Raw genomic sequence first — 18,305 nt, forward strand, 5'->3', positions numbered from 1 at the left:
AGCACCTAGGCGCCGCAGCTGGACAGAACTACGTAAGTAGTATCCTACAGCACGCATTCAGGCGATTACTCAATAAATATCTTCTTCAACATTACCTAGTTTTGAGGGAACGATTCCCTTACAATTTCATAGTCCGGTGGCGATAGCGAGAAGGTCACACCCGTTCCCATACCGAACACGGAAGTTAAGCTTCTCAGCGCCGATGGTAGTTAGGGGCTGTCCCCTTGTGAGAGTAGGACGTTGCCGGGCAAGATAAAAGAGCACATCATTTGATGTGCTCTTTTTTTGTGGTTATTTACTAGGTCTCTATAAGATTACAAGCTTTTTCTATTTAATCTGTAAATACCGATAAAAGTGATATAATTCTGTCCGCATTAGATAGTTTTCTTGTTGTAGGGTTGATGTAATGTTCTTTAGTTGGTTCAACTCTTCTTGCATATATTGGAGTTGTGTTTGTATATTTGTCATATTGGTTTTTGCTATATTCTTTTCCCTTGCTTCTTCGCGAGAGATAATTTCATCTTCTCTAATCCCTTTTATAATGGATGCTGTTCCGATACTTTCTCCGGCAGCTACAATAATACTTCCAAGTAAGGCTAACCTAAATGACTCTAAACTAAGTATTCCTTCACTTTCCGATTCAGTTATGCCTTCTTCATCTTCTTCTAGTTGATCAAAAAGACCAATGACTACGATTATGCTCCCAATTGCAGAGAGAGCGCCGCCTAGTAATGCCAGTCTCTCACTTTCACGAACCCCTTCGCCTTCAGTTTGGAAATTTGCATGATGTGCGTAAAATGGATACCAAAAGACCATCTCTCTCCACCTCTTTTCCGATCATTAGGCATACATCCTGTATAACAGAGTATTCTTTTTTATGTAGATGGTACATTGTTTCAAGCGTTTAATTTAGGAAATTTGGGGAATCGAACAGGAAAGTAGTCATTTAACCTTGAAAGTTTGGGTATAAAGGTAATAAGAAGGTTTGAAGTGAGATAGGAGTGTTAAAATGTTAGAGAATGGCCTTGTAATGGTAACGATTATTTTGGTTATTAATATTGTGTATGTGTCCTTTTTTACGATTCGTATGATATTAACATTAAAAGGGCAGCGTTACCAGGCAGCATTTATTAGTATGATTGAAATTGTTATTTATGTCATTGGTTTAGGCTTAGTGTTAGATAATTTAGACCAGATACAGAACATTATCGCCTATGCAGTCGGGTATGGTATAGGCGTCATTGTTGGGATGAAAATTGAAGAAAAGCTTGCACTTGGCTATATTACTGTTAATGTAATAACGAAGGAGTATGATAAAGATTTGCCAAAGGATTTACGGGCCAAAGGATATGGTGTAACGTCTTGGGCTGCGAATGGGCTTGAAGGGGACCGTATGGCACTGCAAATCTTAACTCCAAGAAAGTATGAATTAAAGCTGTATGATACGATTAAAACACTTGATCCGAAGGCCTTCATCATTGCTTATGAACCAAAAACGATATATGGTGGCTTCTGGGTTAAATCTGTTAAGAAAGGTAAGTTATTTAAGTGAGTCAAAAGAAAAAGAAATTTGAAGTGTTGGAAAATGAAACCATTGATCAATGCTTAGATCGCATGAAGCAAGAAGGGTATTTTCCAATAAGAAGAATGGAAAAACCGTACTTTAAAGAAATGAAGAAAAATGGGAAGACAGAATATGAACCTGCAGGGCAAAAAATAGTCTTTGAAGGACAACTTTTGTAGCAAAACACGAACATTAATTTTCTGACTTCTTTAATCGTTCGAGATTATCATTGACGGACAATTCGGAAGTTGTTAAGATGAAATTGAAAGAAAACCTAACAACATTTTAACCCCTCATATAATAATGGGAATATGGCCCATGAGTCTCTACCCGGGAACCGTAAATACTCGGACTATGAGGGAAAGCTTCTTGTTTGTCCAAGGGACTAGTGTCTCTAAATTCATAACATTTCTATTTATGAATGAATGGCTCAGACAGAATCTTTCTCTCTTAGATTAGAGCGAGGATTCTATCTGGGCTTTTTCATTTTTTGGACAAAAAGGAATGGAGGAGAAGGATGAAAATCGAAGTTGCCGTCATCATGGGTAGTACATCAGATTGGGAAACGATGAAACATACTTGTGACATTTTAGATGAGCTTGAAGTCGGTTATGAAAAAAAAGTCGTATCTGCACATAGAACGCCTGATTTGATGTTTGATTATGCAGAAAGTGCAAGAGCTAAAGGAATCAAAGTCATTATTGCAGGAGCAGGGGGTGCCGCACACTTACCTGGCATGGTAGCCGCTAAAACAACGCTACCAGTCATTGGTGTCCCAGTTCAATCTAAAGCGTTAAACGGGATAGATTCCTTATTATCCATTGTACAAATGCCTGGCGGTGTCCCAGTTGCTACAGTTGCTATTGGTAAAGCAGGGGCAACAAATGCAGGGTTACTGGCAGGGCAAATCTTAAGCGCCTTTGATGAGGAAATTGCTAAACGGTTAGAAGATAGGCGAGAAAGAACAAAACAACAAGTGTTAGAAAGTAGTGATGATCTTGTCTAAACAAACCATACTACCTGGTCAAACAATCGGCATAATTGGTGGAGGGCAGCTAGGTCGCATGATGGCATTATCGGCCAAAGCGAATGGTTTTCGCATAGCTGTACTGGATCCCACGGAAGATTCTCCATGTGGTCAAGTGGCTGATGTGAAGATTGTTTCAGCTTATGATGATATGAATGCAATAAAACAATTAGCATCTATAAGTGATATTGTGACATATGAATTTGAAAATATTAGTGCTGAGGGGCTTGATTGGCTTTGTGAGAATGCTTATGTGCCTCAAGGTTCACATGTATTATCACAGACACAGGATCGTATAAAAGAGAAGGTAGCGATCACAAAAGCAGGTGCGACTGTTGCCCCGTACGCAGAGATTCACGCAACGGAAGATATTTATGCTAATATAGAAGCGCTTGGCTTTCCTGCTGTTTTAAAAACAGCAAGAGGTGGATACGATGGCAAGGGACAATATGTAATTCATAACGAAGCTGACATAGAAAAGGCGAAAGAATTATTAAATCATGGTGCATGCGTCTTAGAGAAGTTCATTCCTTTTCAAAAAGAAATCTCAGTGATTGTTTTCAGGAATCCCAATGGTGAAACAGCTTTCTTGCCAGTTGGGGAAAATGTTCATAAAGATAATATTCTACATCAAACGATTGTACCGGCGAGAATTTCCAAATTAGCTTCTCAAACGGCCTTAGAAGAGGCGAAAAAAATTGCCGATGATTTTGAGCTAGTTGGTACACTTGCGGTGGAAATGTTCCTTGGAGAAAATGATGAGATCTATATTAACGAACTAGCCCCAAGGCCGCATAATTCTGGTCACTACTCTATTGAAGCATGTGAAACTTCACAATTCGAACAGCATATTCGTGCAGTTTGTAATTGGCCATTAGCAAATACAGAATTACTAAAACCAGCTGTAATGGTCAATATATTAGGAGAGCATGTTGAACCTCTTATTCGGTCCATTCCTACGGTAACGGATTGGAAGGTTCATTTATACGGGAAAGCAGAAGCGAAGTTTAAACGAAAAATGGGTCATGTGACATTGCTTCGCGACAATGTAGAGGAAGCTTTACGTGAAGTAGAACAAAGTGACATATGGCAAATTGCTGCAGAAAAGATCGGAGGATAAATCATGATTGATCGTTATACTCGCCCAGAGATGGGAGCTATTTGGACAGAACAGAACCGTTTCCAAGCTTGGTTGGAAGTGGAGATTCTTGCTTGCGAAGCCTGGGCTGAGCTTGGAGATATTCCTAAAGAGGATGTAGCTAAAATCCGTGAAAAAGCTTCATTTGACATTGAGCGAATTAAAGAAATAGAAGAAGAAACAAGACATGATGTCGTTGCCTTTACACGTGCCGTTTCCGAAACACTCGGTGAAGAACGTAAATGGGTCCATTATGGCCTTACTTCTACAGATGTTGTCGATACTGCACTTTCATATATAGTAAAGCAAGCAAATGATATCTTACTAAAAGACCTCGAGCGTTTTGTAGAAATTCTTAAAGTAAAAGCACAAGAGCATAAAAACACAGTAATGATGGGACGTACACATGGTGTGCATGCGGAGCCGACTACTTTTGGTTTGAAAATGGCATTATGGTATGAAGAGATGAAACGTAACTTGGCACGCTTTAAAGAGGCGGCTGCTGGCGTTGAGTTCGGTAAAATTTCCGGCGCTGTCGGTACGTATGCGAACATCGATCCATTTGTTGAACAATATGTTTGTGAAAAGCTTGGTATTCAGCCAGCACCTATTTCTACACAAACACTACAACGTGATCGTCATGCACATTATATGAGCACGATTGCATTAATTGCTACGTCCATCGAGAAGTTTGCCACAGAGATACGGGGCCTGCAAAAGAGTGAAACACGTGAAGTGGAAGAATTCTTTGCAAAAGGACAAAAAGGTTCTTCAGCCATGCCTCATAAGCGTAATCCGATTGGATCAGAGAATATGACAGGGATGGCAAGAGTCATTCGTGGTTATATGATGACCGCGTATGAAAATGTGTCATTGTGGCATGAGCGTGATATTTCTCACTCTTCAGCGGAGCGCGTGATTTTACCAGATGCAACGATTGCATTGAATTATATGCTTAACCGCTTTGGCAATATTGTGAAGAACTTAACGGTATATCCTGAGAATATGAAACGAAATATGGATCGTACGTTAGGGCTTATTTATTCTCAACGTGTATTGCTCGCATTGATTGATAAAGGCCTTGTGCGTGAAGAAGCGTATGATACTGTTCAACCAAAAGCAATGGAATCATGGGAAAAACAAGTACCATTCCGCAGCTTAATTGATCAAGATGAAAAGATCACTTCCCTTTTAACAAAAGAAGAGATAGATGATTGCTTCGATTATCATCACCATTTGAAGCATGTAGATACGATCTTTAATCGTTTAGGTTTATAAAAAATAATGGGGAGAAGAAGTTTTTCCTCCTCTCCCCATTCATTTCACCTAGTAAGAATATTGCTAATTTTCATGATTGGGAGGCGCAAGTCATGCAAAAAGGTTCACTTGTTTATGAAGGAAAAGCAAAAAGGGTTTACAACACAGATGATGCATCTATCGTTTGGCTAGAATACAAAGATGCTGCTACTGCTTTTAATGGAGAGAAGAAAGCAAGTATTGACGGCAAGGGCCGTTTAAATAATGAGATTACTAGCTTGCTATTTTCAAAACTAAAGGAGCTTGGTATTGATTCTCATTTTGTGAAGCAAATTTCTCCGAATGAGCAACTTGTAAAGAAAGTGGACATCATTCCATTAGAAACTGTTGTGAGAAATACTTCAGCAGGCAGCTTTGCAAAAAGGCTTGGCGTGGAAGAAGGAAAACCATTAACAAGACCAATTGTCGAATTTTATTATAAGGACGATGATTTAGGTGATCCATTATTAACAGAGGACCATATAGAAATCATGGATTTAGCAACCGAAGAAGAAGTCGCATTTTTAAAAGAAAAAGCATTGAAAGTAAATGAAGTATTATCACAATTTTTTAAAGAGTTGGGCATCCGCCTCGTCGATTTTAAATTGGAATTCGGTAAGGATGCATCAGGTGCTATTCTGTTAGCAGATGAAATTTCACCTGATACATGCCGCTTTTGGGATTTAAAAACGAATGAAAAGCTCGACAAAGATGTTTTTCGTCGCGACCTTGGCAATTTAACAGATGCTTATGAAAATATTTTATCCAGACTGGGAGGAAAACTTCATGTATAAAGTAAAGGTGTTCGTCACATTAAGAGAGAGCGTATTAGATCCACAAGGAAATGCTGTTAAGCACTCCTTGCATTCCATGAATTACAACGAAGTGTCAGATGTGCGCATCGGAAAATACTTGGAGCTTTCGATTGAAAAGTCAGAGCGTCCTGTTGAAGAAGTAGTAAAAGAAATGTGTGAAAGATTACTTGCGAATGTCGTGATTGAAGATTATCGTTTTGAAATCGAGGAGGCTGTTGCTCAGTGAAGTTTGCTGTGATTGTTTTTCCAGGATCGAACTGTGATATTGACATGTATCATGCAGTAAAAGATGAGCTGGGCTGTGATGTGGAATATGTTTGGCACGATGAAAAAAGCTTAGATGGTTTTGATGGCATTCTATTACCGGGAGGATTTTCATACGGTGATTATTTGCGAAGTGGAGCCATTGCACGATTTAGTCACGTGATGAAGGAAGTGATTAAAGCGGCTGAGGCAGGGAAACCGGTATTAGGCGTCTGCAACGGTTTTCAAATTTTACTAGAAGCAGGCTTACTGCCAGGGGCGATGAGAAGAAATGAAAGCTTAAAATTCATTTGTCGTCCAGTTCAATTAAAAGTCGAAAACAATCAAACAATGTTCTCGCAAGGATATGAACAAGATGAAGTGATTACCATACCAGTAGCTCATGGTGAAGGAAACTACTATTGTGATGAAGTGACACTTGCTAGTTTAAAAGAAAACAATCAAATTGTTTTTACTTACCATGATGCCAACCCGAATGGTAGCTTAAGTAATATTGCTGGTATTACGAATAAAGCGGGCAATGTGCTTGGCATGATGCCCCACCCTGAGAGAGCGGTAGATGAGCTAATAGGTGGCGCTGATGGGTTAAAACTTTTTCAATCAATTGTGAAACAATGGAGGGAATCACATGTCGTTAATGCTTGAACCAAGTCCAGAACAACTAAAAGAACAACAAGTCTATAAGGAAATGGGTTTGTCAGATGACGAATTTGCAATGGTTGAAAAGATTTTAGGTCGCCTACCTAACTATACTGAAATCGGACTTTTCTCTGTTATGTGGTCAGAACATTGTAGCTACAAAAACTCTAAGCCTGTATTAAGTAAGTTCCCTACAAAAGGCGAGCATGTGTTGCAAGGTCCAGGAGAAGGTGCCGGAATTGTTGATATAGGAGATGAACAGGCTGTTGTATTCAAGATTGAAAGCCATAATCACCCATCTGCGATCGAACCTTATCAGGGGGCAGCAACGGGTGTGGGCGGTATTATCCGCGATGTATTCTCGATGGGCGCAAGACCTGTTGCACTCCTCAACTCTTTACGCTTTGGAGAATTGGATACTCCTCGTGTTCGCTACCTTTTTGAAGAAGTAGTAGCGGGGATTGCTGGATATGGTAATTGCATAGGCATTCCAACAGTCGGTGGAGAAGTGCAATTTGACGCTTCCTATGAAGGGAATCCACTTGTTAATGCGATGTGTGTCGGCTTAATTGATCATAAAGATATTAAAAAAGGGCAAGCGCATGGGGTAGGTAACACAGTCATGTATGTGGGAGCCAAAACTGGACGTGATGGCATTCACGGTGCTACTTTTGCTTCTGAAGAATTAACGGATCAATCAGAGGAGAATCGTCCGGCTGTTCAAGTAGGTGATCCATTTATGGAGAAGTTGCTATTAGAAGCATGCCTTGAACTTGTAAAATCTGACGCATTAGTAGGGATTCAAGATATGGGCGCGGCAGGATTAACGAGTTCATCTGCAGAGATGGCAAGTAAAGCTGGTTCAGGGATAGAAATGAACCTAGACTTAGTTCCACAACGCGAAACAGGAATGACTGCTTATGAAATGATGTTATCGGAGTCACAAGAAAGAATGTTAATTGTAGTGACGAAAGGAAGAGAGCAAGAAATTGTTGACCTTTTCTCCAAATATGATTTAGAAGCAGTGGCAATCGGCCGTGTGACTGATGATAAACAACTACGTTTGATTCATAAAGGCGAAGTAGTGGCAGATGTACCAACAGATGCACTAGCAGAAGAAGCACCTGTATACCATAAGCCTTCCAAAGAACCAGCTTATTACCGTGAATTCCAGGCGATGGAAAATGATATTCCCGCAGTTGATGATCATAGAGAAACTCTAATGTCATTATTACAACAACCAACGATCGCTAGTAAAGAGTGGGTATATGACCAATATGATTATATGGTAAGAACCAATACAGTCGTAGCTCCAGGGTCTGATGCCGCAGTTATCCGTATCCGTGGAACGAAAAAAGGACTAGCGATGACTACGGATTGTAATTCACGCTATATGTATTTAGATCCTGAAGTAGGCGGAAAAATAGCTGTAGCTGAAGCAGCACGTAATATCGTTTGTTCTGGTGGCGCGCCGTTAGCAATTACGGACAACTTAAACTTCGGTAATCCGGAAAAGCCAGAAATCTTCTGGCAAATTCAAAAATCTGCTGATGGCATCAGTGAAGCTTGTCGTACATTAAATACGCCGGTCATTGGTGGTAATGTTTCATTATATAACGAAACAAACGGCACAGCGATTTATCCTACGCCAGTTATCGGGATGGTTGGTCTAGTGGAGGATATTGAGCATGTGACAACACAAGACTTCAAACAAGCAGGCGACCTGATTTATTTATTAGGTGATACGAGAGCGGAATTTGGTGGCAGTGAACTACAGAAGCTAAGCTACAAAAAAATCTTCGGGCAAGCACCAGCAATCGATTTAACAGTAGAAGCAGCCAATCAAGAAAAAGTCTTAACAGCTATTCACCAAGGGTTACTATCATCTGCACATGATCTTGCAGAAGGTGGGTTAGCAGTGGCAGTAGCTGAGAGTTTATTTGCGAATCAATTAGGTGCAAAACTTAAGTTAACTGGTGAAGCAACAACACAATTGTTCAGTGAATCTCAATCTAGATTCCTTCTAAGTGTGAAGAAGGAGAACAAAGAAGCATTTGAACAATTAACAAATGCTACACTCATTGGTGAAGTAACAAATGAGCAAGCACTTGAAATTACTGTAAACGACGAACTTGTAATCAAAGAGCAAACAGAAGTGCTAAATAAGGCGTGGAAGGGAGCTATACCAGCATGCTTGCAGAAATAAAAGGTTTAAATGAGGAATGTGGTGTCTTTGGTATTTGGGGTCATCCGGAAGCAGCACAGATTACTTATTACGGATTGCATAGCCTTCAGCATCGTGGTCAAGAAGGTACAGGTATTGTTGTAACAGATGGAGATAAGTTGAAGGGTGTAAAAGGAGAGGGCCTCGTCACTGAGGTTTTCTCTCAAGATGCTATTCAAGAACTAAAAGGAACTTCAGCAATTGGTCATGTCAGGTACGCTACTGCAGGTGGCGGGGGCTATGAGAATGTGCAACCACTTTTATTCCAATCACAAAATGGTGGTCTAGCTCTATGTCACAATGGAAATTTAACGAATGCTACAGCCCTTAAATATCAACTAGAAGCACAGGGAAGTATTTTTCAAACGAGTTCAGATACCGAGGTATTAGCTCATTTAATTAAACGAGGCGGTGTATCTTCTCATAAAGAGCGTGTGAAGAATGCCTTGTCCATGGTAAAAGGCGCTTATGCTTTCTTAATTATGACTGAAAATGAAATGATGGTTGCGGTTGATCCGAATGGTCTCCGTCCTCTATCTCTAGGCAAAATTGGGGATGCTTACGTAATTGCTTCCGAAACATGTGCTTTCGATATTGTCGGAGCTGAGTTTGTTCGTGATGTATTACCTGGAGAGTTATTAGTCATTGATGATAATGGGTTCCGTTCTGAAATGTTCGCAATGGCTTCAAATATATCTATGTGTGCGATGGAATATGTGTATTTCTCCCGACCAGATAGCAATATTAATGGCATCAATGTCCATACAGCGCGAAAAAATTTAGGGAAGCAGCTTGCTGTCGAGGTTCCGATTGAGGCAGATGTCGTAACTGGTGTACCTGATTCAAGTATTTCCGTAGCCATTGGTTATGCTGAAGCAACAGGGATTCCTTATGAGATGGGTCTCATTAAGAATAAGTATGTTGGTCGGACATTTATCCAACCATCACAGTCATTGCGGGAACAAGGAGTGAAGATGAAGCTATCACCTGTAAGAGGTGTTGTTGAAGGGAAACGAGTTGTCATGGTGGATGACTCCATTGTACGTGGAACAACGAGCCGCCGTATTGTGACGATGTTAAAAGAAGCAGGCGCGACTGAAGTACATGTAATCATCAGCTCGCCACCGATCAAAAACCCATGCTTCTATGGCATTGATACTTCAACAAAAGAAGAATTAATTGCTTCTGATCGTTCTGTAGAAGATATTCGCGAAATTATTGGTGCTGATACACTTACTTTTTTAAGTCCAAAAGGGATGATCGATGCCATTGGAAGAGAAGAAGAAGGCGAGACAAGAGGTCTTTGCTTAGCTTGCTTCACAGGGAAGTATCCAACGGAGATCTATCCAAGCACGCTACATCCGTACGAAAAAGTATAAATAATAAAGTAGCAACATGGTTTGCTACTTTTATTCTTAGAAATTAACAATACGTTTTGGTGCGAATACTTGGCGTATGATGCTAGATTGAAAGAATACCTGTTAATAAATTGGTGAGGTGGATAGGAATGGCGAATGCTTATAAACAAGCTGGCGTAGATATTGAAGCGGGTTACGAAGCAGTGAACCGTATGAAGAAGCATGTGGAGAAAACGATGAGACCAGGTGTAATCGGTGGTCTTGGCGGTTTTGGAGGCATGTTTGATTTGTCATCACTTGGCTTAAAAGAACCTGTGCTTGTATCAGGGACAGATGGTGTCGGAACAAAGCTGATGCTAGCTTTTATGATGAATCAGCATGACACAATTGGGATTGATGCCGTTGCTATGTGTGTCAATGATATCGTTGTTCAAGGTGCAGAACCTCTTTACTTCTTAGATTATATTGCTTGTGGGAAGGCTGAGCCAGAAAAGATAGAAGCCATTGTCAAAGGGATAGCTGACGGTTGTGAACAAGCAGGTTGCGCGCTTGTTGGTGGAGAAACAGCGGAAATGCCTGGAATGTACAGTGAAGAAGAGTATGATTTAGCGGGATTTTCTGTCGGTGCATGTGAAAAGAGTGATTTAATCGATGGTTCAAATATTCAAGAGGGTGATGTTTTAATCGGCCTTGCATCGAACGGAATCCATAGCAATGGTTATTCTCTCGTACGGAAGATATTTTTAGAGGATGCGAAACTCTCATTGCAAGAGTTTAGAGAGGAACTAGGGAGCACGTTAGGTGAAGAACTCCTAAAACCAACGCGAATCTATGTGAAATCAGTGTTATCGGCATTAAAGCAATTTGATGTAAAAGGCTTCGCTCATATTACGGGTGGCGGATTTATCGAGAATATCCCTAGAGTGTTACCTCAAGGCTTAGGAGCTGAATTAATCGAGGGTAGTTGGGAGATTCAGCCGATTTTCAAGCTGATGGAAGAAGTAGGTAAGCTTGAGCGTAAGGATATGTACAATATATTTAATATGGGCATCGGAATGGTGGCAATTGTTTCTGTTAAGGATGCTGAAAAAGTAGTCAATCACTTTAATAAGATTGGTGAAAAAGCAAGTGTGATTGGTAAAGTTACACAGCAAGAGGGGATTTCAATCCTTTAAATAGACGGAGGTTATCATGAAAAATATCGCCATTTTTGCATCTGGCAGTGGAACAAATTTTCAAGCGATTGTTGATGCCTTTAAAAACGATGAATTGCAGGTAGACATTAAACTACTGGTAAGTGATAAGCCAGAGTCTTACTGTATTCAACGTGCTGTAAATGAAGGGATTCCAACCTTTGCTTTTCGTGCGAAAGATTTTACGAGTAAAACAGCATATGAAGAACAAATATTAGTAGAATTAGAGAATGCAAACATAGATTTTATTGTTCTTGCAGGTTATATGCGTCTTATTGGGGATGTTCTTTTACGTGAATATGGCGGAAGAATTGTAAATATCCATCCTTCTTATTTACCAGCATTCCCTGGTAAAGATGCTATTGGACAAGCGCTTTCTGCAGAGGTGAAACAAACAGGTGTAACCATTCATTATGTAGACGAAGGGATGGATACGGGTCCGATTATTGATCAAAGAAAGGTAGCCATCCTACCAGGTGATACGAAAGAAGCATTGCAGAATCGAATTCATAAAGTAGAGCATCAATTTTATCCAGAAGTATTACAAAAGCTTTTAAACGAAAACGCCTAAGAGGAACATCTTACAGGGAGGAAAATGGACGATGAAAAAACGTGCGCTTATTAGTGTATCAGATAAAAATGGTGTAGCAGCATTTGCGAAAGAACTTCACGAATTAGGGTTTGAAATTGTTTCAACAGGTGGAACAAAAAAAGCAATAGCTGAAGCTGGGGTTCCGGTAATCGGTGTAAGTGATGTTACAGGATTTCCTGAAATTTTAGAAGGAAGAGTAAAAACATTAAATCCGCTTATCCATGGTGGATTACTAGCTAAGTTCGATGATTCATCTCATCAAGCACAGTTAGAAAAACATCAGATTAATCCGATTCAAGTGGTATGTGTGAATCTCTATCCTTTCCAACAGACCATTGCTAAGCCAGATGTGACAGTGGAGGATGCAATTGAAAATATTGATATCGGTGGTCCTGCGATGTTACGTGCCTCTGCTAAAAACCACGCACATGTGACAGTTGTTGTAGATCCCATTGATTACGAAACAGTCATTACACAATTAAAAGAAAATGACATTGTAGATGCTGCAACCAAACGCAAGCTAGCAGCAAAAGTATTCCGTCATACAACTGCTTATGATGCAATGATAGCTGAATATATGACAGAATTAGCAGAAGAAGAGCAGCCAGAAAAGTTGACAGTTACGTATGAATTAAAACAAGCATTACGTTATGGAGAAAACCCTCATCAAAAAGCTTCCTTTTATCGCAAACCATTAGGGTCGGTCTTTTCGATTGCTAACGCTACACAGCTACATGGCAAAGAGCTGTCTTACAATAATATTAATGATGCTGATGCAGCGTTACAAATTGTTAAAGAGTTTGACGGACCAGCTGCTGTTGCAGTAAAACATATGAACCCATGTGGTGTCGGTATTGGCACAGATATTTATGATGCTTTCTCTAAAGCTTTTGCAGCTGATCCTGTGTCTATTTTTGGGGGGATTATTGCCCTTAACCGTGAAGTAAATGCACAAACAGCAACGAAACTTCATGAAATCTTTCTAGAAATCATTATAGCGCCTTCTTTTTCAGCGGAAGCACTTGAGATTTTACAAGGGAAGAAGAATTTAAGACTATTAACTATTCCTTTTGAAGGAAACAAAAAGACGGAAAAACGTCTAACTTCTATTGAAGGCGGTTTATTAGCGCAAGATTACGATACTTATGGTCTTGAAGAAGCGAATATTACTGTGGCGACAACAAGAGAACCAACGGAGGAAGAGTGGCAATCACTCAAACTTGGCTGGAAAGTAGTGAAGCATGTGAAGTCGAATGCGATTGTTGTCAATAATAGCGACCAAACATTAGGTATTGGTGCAGGCCAAATGAATCGTGTCGGCTCTGCGAAAATTGCGATCGAGCAAGCAGGAAAAGCAGTTGAAGGAGCAACAATGGCATCCGATGCCTTTTTCCCAATGAATGATACAGTTGAAGCAGCAGCTAAAGCTGGTATTACGGCTATTATTCAACCCGGTGGTTCGATTAAAGATCAGGAATCGATTGAAAAAGCAAATGAGTATGGCCTGGCAATGGTATTCACTGGTGTGAGACATTTCAAACATTAAACTGGGGGAGAACATGAAATGAACGTATTAGTAATCGGTAGAGGCGGACGTGAGCATGCCATCAGTAGAAAGTTAAGTGAAAGCAGCCAAGTGGAAACAGTGTTTGTTGCACCAGGAAATCCAGGAATGGAAGATGTAGCAACGATTATTGATATTTCCGAGAACGAACAAGAAGAACTGATTGCTTTTGCGCTCGATAATCATGTTGAATTAACAGTTATTGGACCTGAAGTTCCTTTACTTGAAGGTTTGGCTGATAAGATGGAGGGAGCTGGACTTACTGTTTTTGGACCGAAAAGTCGAGCGGCTGAAATTGAAGGAAGTAAATCCTTTGCAAAAGAGCTCATGAAGAAATATGCCATTCCAACAGGAAGCTATGAAGTGTTTGATCAGTATGAGGCTGCAAGTGCTTATGTGAAAGAACAAGGAGCGCCAATTGTTATTAAAGCGGATGGATTAGCTGCTGGAAAAGGCGTCGTTGTTGCGATGACAGAAGATGAAGCATTAGCAGCGTTAGCGGATATGTTAGTTGGAGAAAAATTTGGAGAAGCTTCTGCTACAGTCGTTATTGAAGAATTTTTAGCTGGTGAAGAATTTTCATTAATGGCTTTTGTTAATGGAGAGACAGTTATCCCCTTAGAAATTGCTCAAGACCATAAACGCGCTTTCGATGGAGATAAAGGACCAAACACAGGAGGAATGGGTGCTTATTCACCTGTTCCACATATCAGCAAGGAGACGGTTGAAACAGCGATTGAAACGATTTTAATTCCAGCTGCAGAAGCATTAGTTAAAGAGAATCGCAGTTTTTGTGGCGTTCTCTATGCGGGACTTATCGCGACAGAACAAGGGCCAAAGGTGATTGAATTCAATGCCCGCTTTGGTGATCCGGAAACACAAGTCATTTTACCTAGAATGAAGTCAGACTTATCCCATGTCATGTTAGAAGTAATTGCTGGAGGTAAACCAGTGATTGAATGGGATGAGGAGGCAATGCTTGGGGTTGTGGTCGCAGCCAATGGTTATCCGGAAGCATATGAGAGTGGTGCCGAACTAAAAGGAATCGAAAAAGTAGCAGAAGAAGCATTTGTCTTCCATGCAGGAACGGCGAAAAATGCCCAAGGTGCATTCACAACAAATGGCGGTCGAGTCTTACTTGTTGGTAGCAAAGCAAATGACTTAGTATCTGCACAAAAGCAAGTGTATGATGCGCTAACGTATCTAACAACAGAAGAAGTCTTTTACCGCAGGGATATTGGCTATAAGGCGATAGCACATTCGACTATAGAAAAATAGATAGGGAAAATGAAAATGCCCCCCAAAAAAATAAGGGGGCATATTTTTCATTCAAAATCAGTATCCTTTAATAACTTTTGCTCTTTTAAAAAATCCATAGGTGGTTTAAACTGGTGGTCAGAATCTTTTATATTCTCTTTCCCTTTTTCAAATAAGGCAATGATAGGACAATAGCGGACAATACCTTCTGCAACCTTCATTGCACCAAGTGAAATAAGAATGAGAAAGCGATCACTCCAAGGTTTTTTAACGAGCTTTGTGGCACTCCAAGCAATAATGGTTAATCCACAAGTAATACGGATTAATGCCTGAATGATACCAATATTGGGCTTAACATTCATAAAAGGACCTCCTTCACAAAAAATTAACAAATATTTGTTATTCTTTACTGCGTTAAAAAGTTATATATGTTATGATAATAGGCAACATGAATGCTGCTTCATTATCGTAAACGAAAAATAAAAATAGATAATTGTAGTTACCATAAAAGGAGGAAACAGAGTGCTAGAACAGCGATACCGTTGGAAAAACAAACATCTACGTGAACATGTATCTGTTCTAGATGGGCGTATTGCACCAACGATGTTACTGAAAAATGCTCGTTACTTAAATCAAGCAATTAAAAAATGGGTACATGCGAATATCTGGATTCTCGGTGATCGTATTGTTTATGTCGGTGAAAAGCTTCCTGACAAGTTAGAAGGCTGTGAAATTGTTGATTGTAATGGAATGACGCTTGTTCCAGGATATATTGAACCACATGCACATCCATTTCAGTTATATAATCCCCTTTCCTTTGCTCGTTATGCAGCGCAATTTGGCACGACCACTTTGATTAATGATAATATGGTGCTAGCATTACAATTAGAGAAAAAGAAAGCGTTTTCATTTTTGAAGGAAATGAGAAATATTCCTTCAACGATGTATTGGTGGTGCCGATTTGATGCGCAAACAGAAATTCAAAATGAAGAGACAACATTTTCGCATGGTAATATTAAATCTTGGTTAGAGCATGATGCAGTATTACAAGGTGGAGAGTTAACTGGCTGGCCAAAGTTACTCGACGGTGATGATTTAATGCTCCATTGGATGCAAGAAGCGAAAAGAATGAGAAAGCAAATCGAAGGTCATTTTCCTGGGGCGTCAGAAAAGACTTTAGCAAAGTTAATGCTGCTCGGGGCTGATTGCGACCATGAAGCGATTAACGGACAAGAGATTATGAATCGTTTGATGCAAGGATATACTGTATCGTTGCGCTATTCATCAATTCGACCTGATTTACCGCAGTTATTGGATGAAATGCATGAATTGGGCATTGATCATTATGAATCATTTATTTTTACGACAGATGGCTCTTCTTCATCCTTTTCCGATCAAGGGATTATTGATCAGATGATCCGAATTGCCCTTGAAAAAGGGGTACCGACAATAGATGCGTATAATATGGGTACAATTAACGTAGCTAAGTACTATAACATCCAACATCTGCATGGAAATATCGCTACAGGTAGAGTGGCTAATATCAATTTCCTAGAGAATGAAAGTAACCCAACGCCTGTTAGTGTGTTAGCAAAAGGTAAGTGGATAAGGAAAGATGGTGAAAATACACCATTTGAAGATAATATGCCATGGGAAGAGTATGGATTTGAACCGCTAGAAATGAACTGGGAGCTTACATCTCATGATATGCAATTTTCGATGCCGTTCGGTATTAAAATGGAGAGCGCTGTTATCACAAAGCCTTACTCATTAGCCATTGATATTTCCGGCGATGAGCTAAGTAGGGAGCATGACGAGTGTTTCTTCATGTTAATTGACCGCAAAGGCAAGTGGCGTGTAAATACGGTGATTAAAGGGTTTGCTAAGGAGCTAGACGGTTTAGCAAGTTCTTATTCTAATACCGGTGATATTATCTTAATCGGTAAAAGCAAGAAAGACATGATGAATGCTTTTAATCATATGAAAGAAATAGGTGGTGGAATTGTTATTTCTGAGCAAGGGAACATTGTTACAGAAATCCCACTTAAATTAAAGGGAATCATGTCGAATAAAAGAGTGGAAGATTTGATTGAAGAAGAAAGAACCTTATTAGCCTATTTGCGGGAAAGAGGTTATCGTTTTGCCGATCCAATTTATACATTATTATTTTTTTCCTCCACTCATCTCCCTTATATCAGGGTTACACAGCGAGGAATGTATGATGTCATGAATAAAACTGTACTCTTTCCAACTATGATGCGTTAAAATGTAAAAGAGGGTAATCATATAGTGATAAGGGGTGCATCATGCTGAACAAATGGGTGACTACGTCTCTCGTAGCAATACTTTTGGTGACAGGATGCAGCAAGAATGAAACAGTTGAGGATCCAGCAAACGAAGAGTTAAATGGTGTGGATAATCAAGGTGAAGAAAGTATGGATTCGCCTGAAGAAAAGACAGTTTATCCTCTCACAGGCATAGCTCAAGAGGGAAATGGGAATCAGCGTGCTATAGCAGTTATGATTAACAATCATCCGAAAGCAAGACCACAATCAGGATTGACTCAAGCGGATATTGTTTATGAATTACTGGCTGAAGGTGAAGTCACGCGATTCCTTGCTATTTTTCAAAGTGAGCAACCGGATAGAGTTGGGCCAGTACGCAGTGCCAGAGAATATTATATTGAACTGGCGAAAGGGTTTAATAGTCTTTATATTGCTCATGGAAATAGTCCAGAGGCAAAGAAGATGCTTGCTGATGAATATGTGGATCATTTGAATGGCTTATACTATGACGGCACACTTTTTGAACGTGTGAGCGATCGCCAGGCACCTCATAATTCATATATTTCTTTTGCGCATATTGAACAAGGGGCTAAGGAAAAGAATTATGAGCTGGACGGGGCACCAGCTGCTTTTGCTCATTTAACTGACGAAGAAGCGGATAAACTGAGTGGCTCTGTGGCGGGAGAGATTGCAGTGAGTTATGGAAAAGATGAACGTTTTGATGTCACATATGATTATGATGAAACAACGAAAGCATACAAAAGATCTTCAGATGGTGAATGGACAACAGACTATGACACAGGTGACCCTGTGTTATTAAGCAATATTTTAATCATAGAAGCGAAGCATACAGTGATAGATGGAGAAGGCCGACATGACATTGATTTGACTTCAGGGGGTAAAGGTTATCTTATTCAAAGAGGTATGATGTCTGAAGTGAACTGGGTGAATAAAGAAGGAAGAATTTATCCAGTAATCGATGGAAAAGAACAACCACTTGCTCCGGGGAAAACATGGGTGAATGTCATTCCACAAGAGCCAGGAATCAATCAGTCGGTAACAATTAACTAAAAAATGAAAAAGGGGTAA

At 40.0% G+C, this 18,305-nt stretch carries 18 protein-coding genes, 1 rRNA gene and 1 riboswitch; of the genes, 17 read left to right on the forward strand and 2 right to left on the reverse strand.

Going from position 1 to position 18,305, the window contains the following annotated elements; genetic code table 11:
* The first annotated feature begins 132 nt into the window (after window positions 1–132).
* Window positions 133–249, forward strand: a 5S ribosomal RNA gene (gene rrf, locus MKX67_RS02880).
* Between the two features lie 78 nt (window positions 250–327).
* Here the strand turns inward: rrf and MKX67_RS02885 are convergent.
* Window positions 328–816 carry a hypothetical protein gene (locus tag MKX67_RS02885; protein WP_095370726.1) on the reverse strand — a complete coding sequence of 163 codons (489 nt, stop codon included), beginning with the start codon at window positions 814–816 and terminating at the stop codon, window positions 328–330.
* A gap of 193 nt (window positions 817–1,009) precedes the next feature.
* Here MKX67_RS02885 and MKX67_RS02890 point away from each other — a divergent pair, with 193 nt between their 5' ends.
* The 14 genes from MKX67_RS02890 to purD all read left to right on the forward strand — a co-directional run bounded on the left by MKX67_RS02890 (window position 1,010) and on the right by purD (window position 14,952).
* The gene (locus MKX67_RS02890) at window positions 1,010–1,552 is read left to right on the forward strand and encodes a DUF5698 domain-containing protein (RefSeq protein ID WP_095370725.1); all 543 of its coding nucleotides are present in this window, start codon (window positions 1,010–1,012) and stop codon (window positions 1,550–1,552) included.
* The gene (locus MKX67_RS02895) at window positions 1,549–1,743 is read left to right on the forward strand and encodes an NETI motif-containing protein (protein WP_251163305.1); all 195 of its coding nucleotides are present in this window, start codon (window positions 1,549–1,551) and stop codon (window positions 1,741–1,743) included. The genes MKX67_RS02890 and MKX67_RS02895 overlap by 4 nt, the downstream gene beginning before the upstream one ends.
* A gap of 94 nt (window positions 1,744–1,837) precedes the next feature.
* Window positions 1,838–1,939, forward strand: a riboswitch (purine riboswitch).
* 142 nt (window positions 1,940–2,081) lie between these two features.
* Window positions 2,082–2,570 (forward strand): 5-(carboxyamino)imidazole ribonucleotide mutase, encoded by a 489-nt coding sequence (purE, locus tag MKX67_RS02900; protein ID WP_095370724.1) that lies wholly within the window; start codon window positions 2,082–2,084, stop codon window positions 2,568–2,570.
* Window positions 2,557–3,711 (forward strand): 5-(carboxyamino)imidazole ribonucleotide synthase, encoded by a 1,155-nt coding sequence (gene purK, locus MKX67_RS02905; RefSeq protein ID WP_322910226.1) that lies wholly within the window; start codon window positions 2,557–2,559, stop codon window positions 3,709–3,711. Before purE ends, purK begins: the two co-directional genes overlap by 14 nt.
* A gap of 3 nt (window positions 3,712–3,714) precedes the next feature.
* Window positions 3,715–5,007: an adenylosuccinate lyase gene (purB, locus tag MKX67_RS02910; RefSeq protein WP_095370723.1), complete on the forward strand. Its 1,293-nt coding sequence runs from the start codon at window positions 3,715–3,717 to the stop codon at window positions 5,005–5,007.
* A gap of 92 nt (window positions 5,008–5,099) precedes the next feature.
* A complete protein-coding gene (purC, locus tag MKX67_RS02915) occupies window positions 5,100–5,819 on the forward strand; it encodes a phosphoribosylaminoimidazolesuccinocarboxamide synthase (protein WP_322910218.1) in 720 nt (239 codons plus the stop codon).
* Window positions 5,812–6,066, forward strand: a complete 255-nt coding sequence (purS, locus tag MKX67_RS02920; protein ID WP_095370721.1) for a phosphoribosylformylglycinamidine synthase subunit PurS — start codon at window positions 5,812–5,814, stop codon at window positions 6,064–6,066. The genes purC and purS overlap by 8 nt, the downstream gene beginning before the upstream one ends.
* Entirely contained in the window at window positions 6,063–6,749 is a 687-nt protein-coding gene (purQ, locus tag MKX67_RS02925) for a phosphoribosylformylglycinamidine synthase subunit PurQ (RefSeq protein WP_322910217.1), read from the forward strand. Before purS ends, purQ begins: the two co-directional genes overlap by 4 nt.
* Window positions 6,733–8,949 (forward strand): phosphoribosylformylglycinamidine synthase subunit PurL, encoded by a 2,217-nt coding sequence (purL, locus tag MKX67_RS02930; protein ID WP_322910216.1) that lies wholly within the window; start codon window positions 6,733–6,735, stop codon window positions 8,947–8,949. The genes purQ and purL overlap by 17 nt, the downstream gene beginning before the upstream one ends.
* Window positions 8,934–10,346 (forward strand): amidophosphoribosyltransferase, encoded by a 1,413-nt coding sequence (gene purF / locus MKX67_RS02935; protein WP_095370719.1) that lies wholly within the window; start codon window positions 8,934–8,936, stop codon window positions 10,344–10,346. The genes purL and purF overlap by 16 nt, the downstream gene beginning before the upstream one ends.
* Window positions 10,347–10,474: 128 nt before the next feature.
* A complete protein-coding gene (purM, locus tag MKX67_RS02940; protein WP_095370718.1) occupies window positions 10,475–11,500 on the forward strand; it encodes a phosphoribosylformylglycinamidine cyclo-ligase in 1,026 nt (341 codons plus the stop codon).
* 16 nt (window positions 11,501–11,516) lie between these two features.
* Entirely contained in the window at window positions 11,517–12,089 is a 573-nt protein-coding gene (gene purN, locus MKX67_RS02945; protein WP_095370717.1) for a phosphoribosylglycinamide formyltransferase, read from the forward strand.
* A gap of 31 nt (window positions 12,090–12,120) precedes the next feature.
* Complete coding sequence (gene purH, locus MKX67_RS02950) at window positions 12,121–13,656, forward strand: bifunctional phosphoribosylaminoimidazolecarboxamide formyltransferase/IMP cyclohydrolase (protein WP_322910215.1); 1,536 nt, start codon at window positions 12,121–12,123, stop codon at window positions 13,654–13,656.
* Between the two features lie 18 nt (window positions 13,657–13,674).
* On the forward strand, window positions 13,675–14,952 hold the full coding sequence (gene purD / locus MKX67_RS02955) for a phosphoribosylamine--glycine ligase (protein WP_322910214.1): 1,278 nt from the start codon (window positions 13,675–13,677) through the stop codon (window positions 14,950–14,952).
* Window positions 14,953–14,999: 47 nt separating this feature from the next.
* Here purD and MKX67_RS02960 read toward each other — a convergent pair whose 3' ends face one another.
* Window positions 15,000–15,293 (reverse strand): DUF2892 domain-containing protein, encoded by a 294-nt coding sequence (locus MKX67_RS02960; protein ID WP_095370714.1) that lies wholly within the window; start codon window positions 15,291–15,293, stop codon window positions 15,000–15,002.
* A 160-nt stretch (window positions 15,294–15,453) separates the two neighbouring features.
* Between MKX67_RS02960 and MKX67_RS02965 the strand changes: the two genes are divergently transcribed.
* Together MKX67_RS02965 and MKX67_RS02970 are read left to right on the forward strand one after the other, a co-directional pair.
* Window positions 15,454–17,196, forward strand: coding sequence for an adenine deaminase C-terminal domain-containing protein (locus tag MKX67_RS02965; RefSeq protein WP_180317018.1), 1,743 nt, complete (start codon window positions 15,454–15,456; stop codon window positions 17,194–17,196).
* 41 nt (window positions 17,197–17,237) lie between these two features.
* Window positions 17,238–18,287 carry a DUF3048 domain-containing protein gene (locus MKX67_RS02970; RefSeq protein ID WP_322910213.1) on the forward strand — a complete coding sequence of 350 codons (1,050 nt, stop codon included), beginning with the start codon at window positions 17,238–17,240 and terminating at the stop codon, window positions 18,285–18,287.
* Window positions 18,288–18,305: the final 18 nt, after the last annotated feature.

Origin of the sequence: Cytobacillus sp. FSL W7-1323 (genome assembly GCF_038595015.1) — a bacterium.
Classification (GTDB): Bacteria; Bacillota; Bacilli; order Bacillales; family Cytobacillaceae; genus Cytobacillus; species Cytobacillus kochii.